At 67.9% G+C, this 13429-nt stretch carries 13 protein-coding genes and 3 pseudogenes; 10 read left to right on the top strand and 6 right to left on the bottom strand.

Translation table 11 applies throughout. The features are described 5' to 3' along the window. Positions 1-446: 446 nt before the first annotated feature. Both IF67_RS0120705 and IF67_RS0120700 read right to left on the bottom strand, forming a co-directional pair. The gene (locus IF67_RS0120705; RefSeq protein ID WP_030987745.1) at positions 447-1343 is read right to left on the bottom strand and encodes an oxidoreductase; all 897 of its coding nucleotides are present in this window, start codon (positions 1341-1343) and stop codon (positions 447-449) included. A 149-nt stretch (positions 1344-1492) separates the two neighbouring features. Continuing rightward, positions 1493-2767, bottom strand: a complete 1275-nt coding sequence (locus IF67_RS0120700; protein WP_063754370.1) for an MFS transporter — start codon at positions 2765-2767, stop codon at positions 1493-1495. Between the two features lie 69 nt (positions 2768-2836). On the opposite strand from IF67_RS0120700, the gene IF67_RS0120695 reads away from it, so the two are divergent. Together IF67_RS0120695 and IF67_RS0120690 are read left to right on the top strand one after the other, a co-directional pair. After that, positions 2837-3397, top strand: coding sequence for a MarR family winged helix-turn-helix transcriptional regulator (locus IF67_RS0120695; RefSeq protein ID WP_234341208.1), 561 nt, complete (start codon positions 2837-2839; stop codon positions 3395-3397). A 146-nt stretch (positions 3398-3543) separates the two neighbouring features. Next, complete coding sequence (locus IF67_RS0120690; protein ID WP_030987738.1) at positions 3544-3747, top strand: hypothetical protein; 204 nt, start codon at positions 3544-3546, stop codon at positions 3745-3747. Positions 3748-4271: 524 nt separating this feature from the next. Here IF67_RS0120690 and IF67_RS44325 read toward each other — a convergent pair. Further along, on the bottom strand, positions 4272-4526 hold the full coding sequence (locus IF67_RS44325; protein ID WP_199812755.1) for a hypothetical protein: 255 nt from the start codon (positions 4524-4526) through the stop codon (positions 4272-4274). 1006 nt (positions 4527-5532) lie between these two features. Next, positions 5533-5982 (bottom strand): SgcJ/EcaC family oxidoreductase, encoded by a 450-nt coding sequence (locus IF67_RS0120680; RefSeq protein ID WP_030987736.1) that lies wholly within the window; start codon positions 5980-5982, stop codon positions 5533-5535. 94 nt (positions 5983-6076) lie between these two features. On the opposite strand from IF67_RS0120680, the gene IF67_RS0120675 reads away from it, so the two are divergent. The 3 genes and pseudogenes from IF67_RS0120675 to IF67_RS0120665 form a co-directional block, all read left to right on the top strand. Beyond that, on the top strand, positions 6077-6556 hold the full coding sequence (locus tag IF67_RS0120675) for a MarR family winged helix-turn-helix transcriptional regulator (RefSeq protein ID WP_030987735.1): 480 nt from the start codon (positions 6077-6079) through the stop codon (positions 6554-6556). A gap of 425 nt (positions 6557-6981) precedes the next feature. Then, positions 6982-7530: a winged helix-turn-helix domain-containing protein gene (locus tag IF67_RS43790; protein ID WP_107050259.1), complete on the top strand. Its 549-nt coding sequence runs from the start codon at positions 6982-6984 to the stop codon at positions 7528-7530. Then, positions 7514-7786, top strand: a pseudogene (locus IF67_RS0120665) (transposase); the annotation flags it as partial. The gene IF67_RS43790 and the pseudogene IF67_RS0120665, both read left to right, overlap by 17 nt. A gap of 222 nt (positions 7787-8008) precedes the next feature. Here IF67_RS0120665 and IF67_RS45070 read toward each other — a convergent pair. Then, positions 8009-8242, bottom strand: a pseudogene (locus IF67_RS45070) (diguanylate cyclase); the annotation flags it as partial. 338 nt (positions 8243-8580) lie between these two features. Here IF67_RS45070 and IF67_RS0120660 point away from each other — a divergent pair. Both IF67_RS0120660 and IF67_RS46325 read left to right on the top strand, forming a co-directional pair. Beyond that, positions 8581-9285: a hypothetical protein gene (locus tag IF67_RS0120660; protein WP_030088124.1), complete on the top strand. Its 705-nt coding sequence runs from the start codon at positions 8581-8583 to the stop codon at positions 9283-9285. 314 nt (positions 9286-9599) lie between these two features. Further along, positions 9600-9848: an alpha/beta fold hydrolase gene (locus IF67_RS46325; protein WP_420708696.1), complete on the top strand. Its 249-nt coding sequence runs from the start codon at positions 9600-9602 to the stop codon at positions 9846-9848. Here IF67_RS46325 and IF67_RS44320 read toward each other — a convergent pair. Next, positions 9809-9922, bottom strand: a pseudogene (locus IF67_RS44320) (IS5/IS1182 family transposase); the annotation flags it as partial. The gene IF67_RS46325 and the pseudogene IF67_RS44320 overlap by 40 nt on opposite strands. On the opposite strand from IF67_RS44320, the gene IF67_RS45065 reads away from it, so the two are divergent. The 3 genes from IF67_RS45065 to IF67_RS0120640 all read left to right on the top strand — a co-directional run bounded on the left by IF67_RS45065 (position 9869) and on the right by IF67_RS0120640 (position 13406). Next, the gene (locus IF67_RS45065; RefSeq protein WP_234341204.1) at positions 9869-10591 is read left to right on the top strand and encodes a flavoprotein; all 723 of its coding nucleotides are present in this window, start codon (positions 9869-9871) and stop codon (positions 10589-10591) included. The pseudogene IF67_RS44320 and the gene IF67_RS45065 sit on opposite strands and share 54 nt — an antisense overlap. Before the next feature lie 822 nt (positions 10592-11413). Further along, positions 11414-11524, top strand: coding sequence for a keywimysin-related RiPP (locus IF67_RS43070; protein ID WP_107050258.1), 111 nt, complete (start codon positions 11414-11416; stop codon positions 11522-11524). A gap of 25 nt (positions 11525-11549) precedes the next feature. Then, positions 11550-13406: a lasso peptide isopeptide bond-forming cyclase gene (locus IF67_RS0120640; protein ID WP_037839595.1), complete on the top strand. Its 1857-nt coding sequence runs from the start codon at positions 11550-11552 to the stop codon at positions 13404-13406. The last annotated feature ends 23 nt before the right edge of the window (positions 13407-13429 follow it).

The raw sequence follows: 13429 nt of genomic DNA, 5'->3' as shown, positions 1-13429 counted from the left end.
GAGCTCGGGCCCTCCCTCGCCTCCCGAACCGGTGGACAAACGCTGCTGCTGAAAGTGAACGAAGTCATCCGGGGCGTTTCCCAGGGCCCACCGACGGTCGTCACAGCCACCACAGGACCAGGCCTGTGGTGAGTCCGCACGCATCACAGCTCAGCGGCTCGCTGGAGTTGGCCATGAGCACGCCGTCGAAGCGTGGCAGGTCGCTGTCATACACCCTGAGCGCAGTTGACTCGTGCGCCCCGCGCTCGAGACGGCCCGGAACGCCGGTTGCGCAGTTCATGAGACGAAGAGCCCCGGCCAGCCGGGGGTAACTGCCCGGGGCGGTATGGGGGGCGCCTGCGGCGCCAGGTTACGAGGCCTGCCAGACGGGGCACGTCTGGCAGGTGCCTCCGATGCGCTCGCCATACAGGCCGGCTTCGTTCAGGGCTGTCTGCTGGTCGGCGTTGTCAGCTTTCATCAGCCTCTCGCCCGGCGCCGTCACCCGTAGTCGCAGTGAAGTCGGTGGGGCGTCCCAGCTGCTCGATGGTGTCCACTTCCTTGAGGCGGAGTTGGAGGCGTTCACGGATTCGGTCGATCGCGTTGGCTCCCAGGGGCAGCCGCAGCGGGGGCTTGTCCATCTGGGTAGCGGTGATGATGGCCCGAGCCGCGCGGGCGGGATCGCCCGGCTGGGTCCCGTGCATCGCCAGGAACTGCTTCTTGGCCGGGTCCAGGGCAGGCCGGTAGTCCTCGATGGGGTCGGCGAAGCGCACGGAGCGGCCGCTGAAGTCGGTGCGGAAGGGGCCGGGTTCAACGATGACGACGTGGATGCCGAGGTGGGCGACCTCGGCGGCCAGGCCTTCGGAAAGCCCTTCGAGGGCGAACTTGGTGCCTGCGTAAGCGGTTCCGCCCAGGGTGGCCATGACCCCTCCGACCGACGACATCTGCACGATGCAGCCCGAGCGCTGCTCGCGCATCGTGGGCAGAACGGCCCGGGTCACGTCCAGGGCGCCGAAGACGTTGGTGTCGAACTGGCGGCGCAGATCCGCGTCGGAGAGTTCTTCCACCGCGCCGCGCAGGGCGTAGCCGGCGTTGTTGACGAGGACGTCGATCCGGCCGAACTCCTTGAGCGCGATGGCCACGGCGTCGCGGACCGCGGCAGGCTCGGTGACATCGAGAGGTACGGCGTGGACGCGCTCGGGTGCGAGGGCCACGAGGTCGCTCAGGGTCGTGGTGTCGCGCGCCGTGGCGACGAGCCGGTCGCCGACGGCGATGACCTCGCGGGCCAGGGCGCGGCCCAGGCCGGTGCTGGTGCCGGTGATGAACCAGACCTTGCCGGTCTCGTGGGCGGGGGGCTGCGACGGCATCGGGGTTCCTTTCCATGCCGCTCCAAGTGGCACTGGTGGGCGACTGGAGCACAGATACGGATCGGTGATTCAGGGTCCGGCTTCGTGGACCTGCTGGACGGGTTGGGGGCGTCGGCGGGTCGGCGATCCGGGCGGTGTGGGTGTGAGAGTTAGCTCGCGGACCGGGAGGGCGGCAGGTTCTCCGCGGTTTGCTGCTGCGTCGGGGGGTGTGGAGCAGGAGGGTCGGAGGCTACTTCGAGGGTCTGCGCGATGTGAGGGAAGGCGCGACGGCCCATCGAGGCGGCGATGAGCAGGACGACTGCGAAGATGCCCAAGCTCGTCCAGGCCAGGGGGGCTGTCCCATCGGCGGCGTAGAGGACGCCTCCCAGGAGGGGGCCGGCGGCCATGCCTGCGTTGAGCATCGTCACCAGCATCGACTGGGCGACCTCCAGGGAGGAGTCAGCCACGCGGGCGGAGGCGGCCTGCAGCATCGTCGGGGCAGCGCCCAGGGCCCCTCCCCATACCGTGATCGCGGCGACCGTGACGACGGGGCTTGATCCGAGAGTGGCGAGCAGCGCCATGGCGCCGGTGAAGGCGGTGAAGGCGGTCAGAACGACGGCGCGCAGGTTCCGGTCGATCAGCGCTCCGGTCAGCCAGAGGCCGGCGATGGCTGCGATTCCGAAGCCGAGCAGGACGAGATCGACGCGGCCCTCGAGGCCCGAGGAGGACAGAAAGGAGGCGATGTAGGTGTAGAGGTTCATGTGGGCGACTTCGAAGGCGAAGGCGATCAGCATGAGGACCGCGATGCCGGGCCGCAGCAGCACCTGGGTGACCGGGATGCGCTCGTGGGCGGGTTCCGCCTCGAGGGGCGGGACGGCCGCGCGCACCCAGAAAGTGACGACAAGGCCCAGGACGGCCATCACGGCGAAGGTGGAGCGCCAGCCGATACCGGTGCCCAGGGCGGTGCCCGCGGGGATGCCCAGGGCCAACGCGACGGGGACGCCGCCCATGGAGACGGCCAGGGCCTTGCCCTTGCTGGATGCGGGGACCAGACGCATGGCGTATCCGGCGAGCATGGCCCATTGCAGGCCTGCGCCGAGTCCGGCGAAGAGGCGGCCGGTGAAGGTCAGGGCGTACCAGGGGGAAAGGGCCGTGGCGGCATTGGCGGCGACGACGGCGAGGAGGGTGGCCAGCAGGACCGGGCGGCGCGGCCAGCGCCGGGTCAGGGCGGTGAGCGGGATCGCGGCCAGCATCGAGCCTGCGGCGTAGACGGTGACCAGTTGTCCGGCGGTGGATTGGGAGGTGTCGAGTCCGTTGCTGATCTGCGGCAGCAGGCCGGCGGGGACGGTCTCGGTGAGCACCGTGACGAACCCGGAGACCGCCAGGGCGAGCAAGCCGGCCCAGGGCAGACCATGGCGGTCCTGTGTGGTGGACGGATCTGCCACTAGCCCCTCCTCGTATGATTATCTTGAGCGCCAAGATAAATTATCTTGAGACTCAAGGGAGTGTCAAAGGTGCCCGTACCCAAGCCGCCATCGACGGAGCTACAGGACTCAGTCGCGGCCGAACTGGCCTCATGGATCGCCGACATGCCGGACGTCGACGCGCACATTGAAGCGGCCCGTCAGCGCATCGGCCGCATGGCCCGCCTCTTCGACCGCCTGCTCACCCGTGTGGCAGCCGACAACGGGCTGACGGCCGGGGACTGGGCGGCCCTGTCCGCTCTGCAGCGGTCCGGGGCCCCCTACCAGGCCTCCCCCACCGCACTGTCGCAGCAACTCGGGGTCACCTCGGGCACGATGAGCGTGCGCCTCAACCGCCTCTCCAGCGCAGGTCTGGTCGAGTCGGTGACCGCGACCGACGGGCGCAGCAAACCAGTACGCCTCACCGCGCGCGGACAGGCCCGCTGGCGCGCGGCCACCCAGGAGCGCACCGCCCAGGAGCAGAGTCTGTTCACCGAGGCCCTCACCGCCGACGAACTCAGGGAGCTCAACCTGCTGCTGAGCCGTCTGCTGCGCCGCCTGGAAGACGAGTTCGGGCAGGTCTCACGTCACGACGTCCCCAAGGACGCATAGGGCGTTCCTGCGTTCGAGGGCGCCAACTGAGGCCAGTCCAACCCGAAATCGGGAACTTCTCGGAGTCTGATGATGGTGAGCGGCAGTGGGGAGCGGATGAGCTCACCAAGTGGCCCGTCCACGCCTTGGCGGAGAACACTCGCCTGATGGCGACCGGCGACGGGGTCGGTGTCACCCCCATCGCCCCCGGCATGGTCGACACCCCGTTCTGGGACAACCGCGGCGGCAGGCCCGACGCACCGATCATGACCGCCGAGCAAATCGCCGACTCCATTCTCTTCGCCCTCAATCAGCCAGACGGGATGGACATTAATCACATCTTGATGCGGCCCATCGGTCAGATCAACTGACCTCGCGCCAAGGAGAGTTGCGCCCCGCATCCATCGGTGCGGGGCGCAACTCGTTACAGACTGTGTGTGACTCCCAGGCGCGCGTTCGACGGTGATGCGGGCGCGGCCTCCCGCCCAGCGTTCCACCGCACCCGCCCACACCCAACATTCGTCGAACACGGACAACGACAACGGCGTTCACAAACAGGCGACACCCAGCCGTCAGCGTCGTCGCCACCGCGCAGCCTTGCGTACGAGCCCCGCGTCGTCCTCCCCTTTCACTGGTGAACACGACGCGTGATCTCCAGCGGGTTCTGGCTATATCGCCGTACGGCCGGGCTGTCGCCGCGAGGCAGCTGACGCTGCAGGGGTAGGTCTGTTGCGGCGTCACTGCCGGTCGGCTTCACTGCTGGTGGCCCTCGGGGGCTTCGTGTCGCGGTGGTTCCTCAGTCGGGAAGAAGATTGAACTCACCAGGTGGGGGTTGCGGCCCGGCGCGGGCCCGTTGCCCGCGCGTGAAGCGAAGGAATGACGCACAACTCGCTGATCATCTCGGCGAGTTCGTCGGGCCTGAGCCAGAGGGTGCCCTGCCGGTAGCCCACAGAGTCGGCGAACGGGTCGGCTCCTGCCGGTCGAGGTAGGCGTTGAACTCGGCGAGCAGGGCGGCCATGGCGGCGGCGAAACCGCGGCGGTGGTCGTCCAGGGACATCGACGCGCCCGCCTCGGGGCCGATCACCATCCGGTCTCGGCGCAGTCGGTAACGCCGCTCCACCGCACCGCGCACCCGCTGCTCGTCCACCACCTCCAGCACTCCCCCTCAGCCAGCAGGCCGACGTGCCGATACCCTCGGCCAGAAGGCGCACCGCCCGACCACGAAACCTGCTGGCTACGACTGATCTCCGCGCCCGCCGCGCATGCGAACGGAAAACTGTGGGAGGGCACCAAGGACGCCGCTACTGCCTTCCCCGGGATGCGCGAGCACACGCGGCGAGCATCCTGGAATGGTTTGTAGGCATGCCCAGCACGCCCGCTTTGCCCGTCAATGAATATGGCCCGTTGCGGTTGATTACGTTGAATACGTGGCCACCGTGCTTGTCTCCGCCGAAGATGATGCCTCTCGCACCGTCCCCCGCGTTTTTCATGTCTCGCACGATCCAAGAGAAGGACCTGCGCTCAGGCACACCAGTACGGCTGCCCCGGCTCCGTACACGGGTAGCCATCGGGTTGTCGTGGCTGCCAGGCAGTCAGCCGCGGCGCTGTGGCGCTGGATGTGCGCGTAAGCCAGCGCAGCTCGTTCGTCGCCGGTCGGGTTCGTCAACGCCACACGGCCGCTCTCGTATGCGCCCGCCCCCACCTACCCCTTGCGGGTGCCTGGCATCGGAAAGGCCACTTCCAGCGCTGCATCATGGGGCCACTGTGATCGCCGCGCACAGGCCTACGATCCGGGAATAGGCCGCCAGATTCCTTGCGTAGGCACAATTGAGGCCGGGTGCCCACGCCGGTAGCTGGTAGTCGGGTAGAAGGAGAAAGTCACAGCAAGGAGCGTGACTCCGATGTATGTGGAGAACCACTCCCAGGCGCCCTGTGCGAGGGCGGCCGTCAGTACGGCGGCGCGCGCGATACCGATGACCGTCCCACAAGCCCGCCCGATCGGCGGGGCTGCTCCGTCGTTCGCGAAGCCGGCCTTGCGGGGCCACGAAACGCCACCAGCCCTGCCCGCGACGCCAGCCGGGCAGTTCACCTGGGCGGTTCACCGGACCTGCTCGTGTTCCCCACACTTCTAGCCTGGCCAGGCGAGCCGGCGGAGCTTACTTCTCGGCGGCAGGGACGAGGCCCGGGGCGAACCTGTAGGAGAGGGATTCCATCAGCGGCTTGCGCTTGGTGTTGTGGAAAGCCGCGATACGCCACTTCCCGTCGTGTTGGCGAACCAGGGTGTACGTCTGGATCTTGGTGAGCTTTGGCGGCCGCTTGCTTTTGTAGGTGTCGCCGCGTCCATGGACGACGGCTACATCCGGCCCGAGGAAGCGGATGTCGAGCACTTCGTCCGCGAGTTTGGCGCCCTTGAGGAACCCCGCGAACAGCGAGCGGTGGCTGTCCACGATGTCCTGACGCCCTTGGTAGAGGGTGCCGATGAAGGTGATGTAGGTGGCGTCCTCAGTGAACAGCTCGCCGTAGGCCTGGGCGTCGTGCCGCCCCCAGGCGGCGACGAGTTCGTTCAGTACCGAGGTGACCGCAGCGACGTCGTCCGTGGTCGTCATGGCGGGCGACTCCCCCTTTGGTTAGACTGAAGCAGAATCTGACTGAATACAGTATCTGCATGCGTGCAGGTAACTCTAGGAGGTGGCTCCACCGATGACAACCCCCGCAGACGCCGCGGATGAGCATGTGGTGTTCCGTGAGTACCTGGATGCGGTCGGCCTCCAGGGCCTGGCCAGTGCGGAGGCGGCAGGACTGCACACCTCGGAGTGGTACGCACTCAGCCTGATCACACGGGAAGGCAGCCTTACTTCAGGCGAGTTGGCCTCCAGGACCGGGCTGACCACTGGCGCCACCACCCGCCTGATCGACCGCCTTGAGCGGGCCGGGTACGCGCGCCGCGCCGCGGACCCCAAGGACCGCAGACGCGTGATCGTCGAGCCGGTCCTCGACGCACTCGACCGCATCGAGGAGGTCGTGAGCCCGGCCCGCCGCCACATCGCCGAGATCCTGGCACGCTACACCCCCCAGCAACGCGCCCTCCTCTTCGACTACTTCAGGCACGCCGCCCCCGCCTTCCACGCAGCCACCGAGGAGATCCGCAAGACCCCCACCCCCGGCCGCAACAGAAGATGACGGACTCCGAGGACTTCCAGCGGCACGGCCCATATGCTCGGAAAGCATTGAGGACGGTCCATGTGCTCGGGAAGCATTGAGGGAGGCCGCGGCTGCCAGCCTGCCCTGGAGGATCGCCAGATGGGAGAGGCGTCCCAAGTTCCGGGCCGGCACACCCGGAGATGTCGAGGCGCGGTTACACAGCTGCCCGCCAACCCACATGCTCACGCTCAGCCCCACCAACTCAAGCACCCACCCGTCAAATGAAACGCTCCATCACAACGACCAACCCTGAATCCACCGAGCAGTTCAGGTGCCTGGCTAACGTGCCACGGCTGAAGCACCGTCAGCCGCCTCGTCACCCTCGACGAGGAGCTGCGGGCCGTTGTACCGCCGACTCACCAATTTGAGATGACTTCTTACTGATCTTTTCGTAAGTTCGGTGGGTGTGGTGGTCGTGTGGGTGGGAGGCTGTCGGGGTGGCATATCAATCTTCCCCTTCGGTTGCCGGCTCCTCCCTTCCTCCTTTGTCGCGGCCTCAGTTGGCGGAGGCGCGTCGTGTTCGGGCAGTCGAGTTGTTCGAGGGCGGCGTCTCGAATGCGGAGATCGCGAGGGCGGTGGGGGTGTGTGCCGAGAGTGTGCGGCGTTGGCGGCGGGTGTGGGAGCAAGACGGTGCTTCGGGCCTGCGGAGACGGGCAGCCACCGGACGCCCACCCAAGCTGGACGACACCCAGGTCGAGATGGTCCGGGCCGCGTTGGAGCAGGGCGCCCAGGCTCATGGTTTCGAGGCCGACCTGTGGACTCTGGAACGAGTCGGCGCGGTCGTCACCCGGGCAACGGGGGTGGTGTTGTCGAGGGCGTCGGTGTGGCGGCTGCTGACCGGCCGGCTCGGATGGAGCCTGCAACGGCCCGAGCGGCGGGCGGTCGAGCGGGACGAGTCGGAAATCGCCCGCTGGATCGCGCACGAGTGGCCGCGCATCAAAAAGGGGCCGTGAACACACAGGTCCAAGCCCCGTGGACCGGGGAAAGCCGGGTTCCAAGAGGCACATCCTGTCGGACGCGAACGGACTGCCCCTGGTCGTCGGCCTCTCCGCCGCGAACGTCCACGACAGCCTCACGCTGAAGCCCATGGTCAAGGGTCACCAAACGAGACACGACCCCTGCCGCGGACGCCACTTCAAGCCCCAACGCCTCCACGCGGACAAGGCTTACGACATCCCCCACCTGCGGCGATGGCTCAAGGCATTACGGGCCAGCCCTTAAGCTAAGGCGGACATCTGGGATCGGGGTGTCGGATGGCATGGGGACGGACGTTCAAGACTGCTCAGCCAGGTGCCGTCCGTGCACGTGGGCATGTCGCCTTTCGGGCCGGAGTCTGACGAGTCTCAGCTTTGGGTGGCATGACAGTGCCCGTGGGCGACTTCGGGCGGGCACAGGGCCGCTGTGGCGCCACGGGCAGCCGAACGGTCTGCGCTTCGGCCAGATCCTGTCAACGACTGCCGCCAGGATGCGCGGCTTGAAGCCGGGGCGTGGGTGCCGAGCGACGACTGCGGTGCGGGCCGCCTCGTCGATGTGGTGGTAGCCGATGCCGAGGACTTCGTACTCCACACCTGCGGTTACCAGCGCCACCTCCGGTTCCATGAACTCGGGGATGCCCGGGGTGGTGTGCAGGGCGATGGCGGTCCACACCCGTCGGACACTGTCCTCACCCGCCTTCTCCTGGTGACAGCCAGCAGAGGGCCGACGCCGGTGATCGCCGCCGCGCGGTGCGCGCCAGGGGGGTGTCCTGCGGATCAGGCCGCCGACGCCGCATGAGCGTGGCATGAGCCGATCGTGAGCGACGTGGCAGAGCCTTGTCCTGTGCCGGTCGCGGTGGCAACCCGTTTCTGCTGCGTGGCCGGCGGCACTCCGTTCCCGGAGGGTTCGGAGCTGATGCACACCTCGCTCACCACGGGCTCCGCCTTGCCTGGACGGCCTCGCCCGGAGTCGTGAACGGAATCGCAGGACGCAATCCGCACTTCAGGTGGAAGGTAAGGAAAACAAAAATGAGCAGCAGAATACGCAGCCGGCGGCTGAAGGCGGCCACGGTGGGAGCAGCGGGTGTCATGGCGGCGCTGTGCCTGACCATCACCCCGGCGCAGGCAGATTCGCCTGGCGGCGGCGGCAGCCTGATGCCGGACTCCGGGGTTGGTTCCGTCCCCGAGACCACCGACGACTGGACCACTCCCGAGGGGCTCGCCAAGTACCTCTCCGGCTGCGGTGAGACGTGCACCTTCGTGCCCCTCGAAAAGGTCGGGGAGCCGAGTTACGGTACGGCGACGAGGGTGGGGACGCCCAGTCAGAACTGCTCCGCCACCGAAAAGGCTCCACAGAAGTACGAGGAGGCTCAGACCACCGGCCAATCGACCACCGTCGGCCTGTCGATCGAAGGCCTCGGGGCGACGGCGAAAGTCGAGCAGAGCTGGTTCAAGTCGAACACCGTGAGCAGTGCGCTCACCGGCACACTGACCCCCCATCAAACCGGCTGGTTCGAGGAGGTTCCCGTCACCCAGAAGGCGAAGGGGACTTGGAAGATCGCAGGCGTCGATAATACAAACCCCTTCAGCGAGGCGAACAAGTACACCGCCGTTGGGCCGCGCGAATTCCAAAACGTCGAGTCGGACATCACTTACAAGATCATCAGGTTCCAGTCCAAAGACATGACTGCCGACGAAGTCAAGAATCTGTGTGGCAAGGACGGCCCGGTCTAGTTCAGTTGGCGCGCGGAGTTTGGTGACTGCCGACACGCCGTGAGCGGACCGAAACGGGACGAGGGCCTTCTGGCTCGGTGCGGATTGCGAGATCTGCAACCGGTGACCAGGAGGCCCCACCTGCTGGTGGAGTACGGCAACTGGAGATCGCGGGCTTCACTGCGGATGCGATGTGGGACATGGTCATGGCCGGGAGTCCAGGGTGCGACCTCGCCGTGTATCAGGATCCTGATTTCGCGGCTGGTTACCGCAGGGCCTTGGACGAGGGTTTTGTTCAAGGTGCTGCTGGTTACGCCCGCAACACGGTCCTGTCCATGGGGCGGTGGCCGTTCGCCCTCGACGAGATCAATGTCCCGGTCGAGATCTGGTACGGCGAACGGGACACCAGCCACTCGCCCGATAACGGAGCACTGCTCGCTACCCGTATACCCGGTGCTCATCACCGTGTCGTACCGGGGATCGGCGGCGCGCTGCTGTGGACACATTCCGAGTCGATCCTCACTTCGCATCTTGAGAAGGCGTCTCCGCCCGCGTTACCACGGCGCTGGCGGTTGGCCCGCTGATCCTTGCGCTCGAAAATCGTGTGCTTGTTCTGCCGACGCCGCAGATAGCGGCGATTCCGGCGGGACGAGTACGCCTACTGGCCCGCGAGAAGCACACAGCCCAGGCCGTCACCCTGGTCCGGCACACCGCCGATCAGCTCACCGGCGCCTACGACCAGCGCTCACCGCGCTATCTCGCTGCCCTCGGCCTCTTGCTCCTGCGCGGCGTCACCGCGGCCAGCAGCGGCGGTGACCGCTCCGCCACCAAAGACTTCCTCACCGAGGCGAAGGACGTCGCCCGCTACGTCGACCTCGACCGCCCCGACGCCTGGGCCAACTTCAGCCCTACCAACGTCGCCCTCCACACTGTCAGCGCCGCCGTCACCTTCGGCGACGCGGGCGTGGCCCTGGAGACTGCCACTCCCGGCGACCCTCGCCCGTTGCCGCCGGCGGATGCGATCGCCGTCGCTCGTGCCACGTTCAACACGATCAACAAGTGGGCCGCCGGGATCTCCGACACCCTCGCGGTGGGCATTCTGTGCGAGGCGTACGGCTTCGGTATCCCCACCGCCGTGCTCCCGTACCTGAACTCGGCCCAGGCAGCCCATCCTGCATACCGGCAGAGCCTGGACCGTTTGCGCGAGATGGGCGTCCTGATCGGCTCGTACGAACTTCACAAGCCCAAGGCCGGCGGCGGTGCTGATCGTTTCCGCTGGGAGGAGGCGCTGGAACTGCTCGTCCCCCGACTGTCTCCTCGGACCTGATCGCTTGTGCTCGTGGACGACGAGGGTGACGCGGACGCCGGACGCGCGCAGTTCACGGGCGAGGCTGACGGCGTGCTCCAGCTCCGGGCGCTCGGTGGCGCGGCTGGAAACCTTCTCCGAGAGATCCGGGCGACACCGGCCTCGGCCAGGGAGTCGAGTGGGGAGTCGAGGGACTGGCGGATGGTGGAGGCACGGGCATAGTCGAGGCGGACGTGTCCGGACGGCTCGGCGCCGGCGTCCTCTGGGCGCGGCAGTTCGGTCCAGGGGCCCCCAGCTTGCGTACGGCTGGGGTGGGCACGTTGAGGGCCTTGGCGAGGGAGGACACGCCCGGGAAGCGTGCGGTGTGGTCCTGGAGGGCCACCCTGGCCTCGGTTCGTCTGCGAGGCGATGGAGATCGGCGGCAGCATCCAGCCATTCAGGCAGAAAAAGCGGGGACGGAAGCACGGCGGCAAGATCGGAGTGCGCCCCGGCGGCTCCGCCCGGCTCCCGTCGGCGCGCCCTCTTCGCGACACCCACCGTGCGCTTCTCGATGCGCAGGTCGAAACGTTTCTCCGTCCTTGCACGCATCCCGCTCGCCTCATGCTTCATTTTCGACGAACCTCGTGAGTCGCGGTACAGCTCTCCGGCCATTTAAGAACTTTACATATGATCCCATTTTCTCTGGCGACCTTGCTGCGGCATCCACCTATGCACGTAGCTATTGCGTGCACCCGCTTCCTTGTTCCGGCTCCCGATGAGCCTGGACAGGACGGCAGTGAACCGGCCTCCGGTTCGCAGCCGTCCAGGAGGGGCGGTCGTGACACCTGTACGTGAGGAGACGTCATGAAGAAGGCTTACGAGGCGCCGACACTGGTCCGGCTCGGGACGTTCCGGAAGAAGACCGGGCTCTTGCAGAGCTCCGGCAACGACCGTCTCATCCTGAGCAAGAACTGACGAGCGACGGTCCTGACCCGACGTCATGACTGAACTGCACGAGAGTGCGGGGACGGGCCCCGGCGACGCGCACTTCACGGTCTTCACCGACCGGGAGGACGCGGCCGCCGTGGCCCGCTCCTTCGCCCGCCCCGGAACGCGAATCCTGCAGCACGCTTCGGGCCGGCCCTGGCTGGTGGGGCAGTGGCACGAGCAGGAGATCGTCACCGCGCGCGCCGGCCACACGGCCCTCGCCGTCATCGGCTGCTGTCCGATCGATGCCGTAGAGCTCGAGCGCCAAGCCGGGCGGCTACGTGATCTCGCCGAACTCGACGCACTGGCCCGCTCCCTTCCCGGTAGCTTCCATCTCGTCGCCGCGCTCGACGGGCGGCTCAGGGTGCAGGGCACCGCCTCCGGGCTCCGGCTGGTCTTCCACGCCCCCGTTGACGGAACACAGGTGGCTGCCACCCGCGCCGACGTACTCGCCGCCGCGCTCGGCGCCGACCCGGACGAGGAGCAACTGGCCGTCCGGCTGCTGTGGCCGGTTCCCCATCCACTCGCCGAGGTACCCATGTGGCGAGGCATCACCGCCGTGTCCCCCCAGGACGCGCTGATCGTCTCGCCGGACGGCCGGACCGTACGCCACTCGCGCTGGTGGACACCGCCGGAACCGGTACGCACGCTCGCCGATGGCGCCCCTCTCGTCCGCGAAGCCCTGGCCGCGGCGGTCGACGCCCGTACCCGGCAGGGTGGCGTGGTCAGCTGCGACCTGTCAGGCGGCTTGGATTCCACCTCCATCTGTTTCCTGGCGGACCGCTCACCGGCACGGGTAGTGGCCAGCACCTGGCCGGGTCGTGACCCCGCCGACACCGATCTGTACTGGGCAGAACAGGCCGCCCGCTCGTTGCCGGACATCGACCATGTGGTCTGGGACGCCGATACCTCGCCGCTCGTCTACACCGGCCTGCTCGGCATCGATGACCTGCTGGACGAACCGACCATCGGCGTCATGGACCGCTCGCGGGTCCTGCACCACCTGCCCGGCCTGGCGGAGCGCGGCAGCCGATTGCACCTGACCGGCATCGGCGGCGATCACGTGGCCTGGTGCTCGGAGGCGTACTACCACCGACTGCTCCGCACCCGCCCGCTGTTCGCGCTGCGGCAGCTGCGCGGCTTCAGGGCCCTGTGGCAGTGGCCACTTGGCGGCACGGCACGCGCGCTGGCCGACTCACGGCCCTACGGTAAGTGGCTGGCCGACTCCAGCTGCCGCCTGCGAGACCCACTACCCGCCACCGTCAGCACCAGCCTCGGCTGGGGCATGCCCCCTCGCCTTTTCGACTGGGTCACCCCCGACGCCGAACGGATGGCCCAACGGGCGCTGCGCGAGGCCGCCATGACCGCCGTGCCGCTGCACCCGGACCGCGGCCTGCACACCGACCTCGAACAGATCCTTTCCTGCACCCGCATCATCCGCCAGTGGGACCGGATGGCGGCCCGGGCCGGCGTACCGATGGCATCGCCGTTCCTCGACGACCGCGTCATCGAGGCATGCCTCGCCATCCGCCCGAGCGAGCGCGTCACGCCCTGGCAGTACAAACCCCTCCTGACCGCCGCCATGAGCGGGATCGTGCCCGATGCGTGCCTGCGGCGCACCAACAAGGCCGCCGCTTCCATGGACGCATCCAACGGACTGCGCGAACACCGCGCCGATCTGCTGGCGCTCTGGGCGGACTCCCGGCTGGAACAGCTCGGCCTGGTCGACGGCGCAGCGCTGCGCCGGCTCGCCCAACGCCCGGCCACACCCGAACTGCGCGACGCGATCCTCTATTCGACCATCGCCGCCGAAGTGTGGCTGCGCGGCCTCCACCGAACCACCGAGCCCAAGGCTCCCGCCTCCTCATGACCACCGTTCCCCGGTAGAAAGGC

The organism is Streptomyces sp. NRRL S-1813 (genome assembly GCF_000719605.1).
Classification (GTDB): domain Bacteria; phylum Actinomycetota; class Actinomycetes; order Streptomycetales; family Streptomycetaceae; genus Streptomyces; species Streptomyces decoyicus.
Note: the sequence above shows the minus strand (reverse complement) of the source record. Positions and strands in the feature narration are given on the sequence as shown.

Excerpts from the sequence above, each read along its gene's own strand:
- IF67_RS0120705 (WP_030987745.1), bottom strand. The coding sequence starts at position 1,343 with ATGCCGTCGCAGCCCCCCGCCCACGAGACCGGCAAGGTCTGGTTCATC.
- IF67_RS0120690 (WP_030987738.1), top strand. The coding sequence starts at position 3,544 with ATGGCGACCGGCGACGGGGTCGGTGTCACCCCCATCGCCCCCGGCATG.
- IF67_RS0120680 (WP_030987736.1), bottom strand. The coding sequence starts at position 5,982 with ATGACGACCACGGACGACGTCGCTGCGGTCACCTCGGTACTGAACGAA.
- IF67_RS0120675 (WP_030987735.1), top strand. The coding sequence starts at position 6,077 with ATGACAACCCCCGCAGACGCCGCGGATGAGCATGTGGTGTTCCGTGAG.
- IF67_RS0120660 (WP_030088124.1), top strand. The coding sequence starts at position 8,581 with ATGAGCAGCAGAATACGCAGCCGGCGGCTGAAGGCGGCCACGGTGGGA.
- IF67_RS46325 (WP_420708696.1), top strand. The coding sequence starts at position 9,600 with ATGGGGCGGTGGCCGTTCGCCCTCGACGAGATCAATGTCCCGGTCGAG.
- IF67_RS43070 (WP_107050258.1), top strand. The coding sequence starts at position 11,414 with ATGAAGAAGGCTTACGAGGCGCCGACACTGGTCCGGCTCGGGACGTTC.
- IF67_RS0120640 (WP_037839595.1), top strand. The coding sequence starts at position 11,550 with ATGACTGAACTGCACGAGAGTGCGGGGACGGGCCCCGGCGACGCGCAC.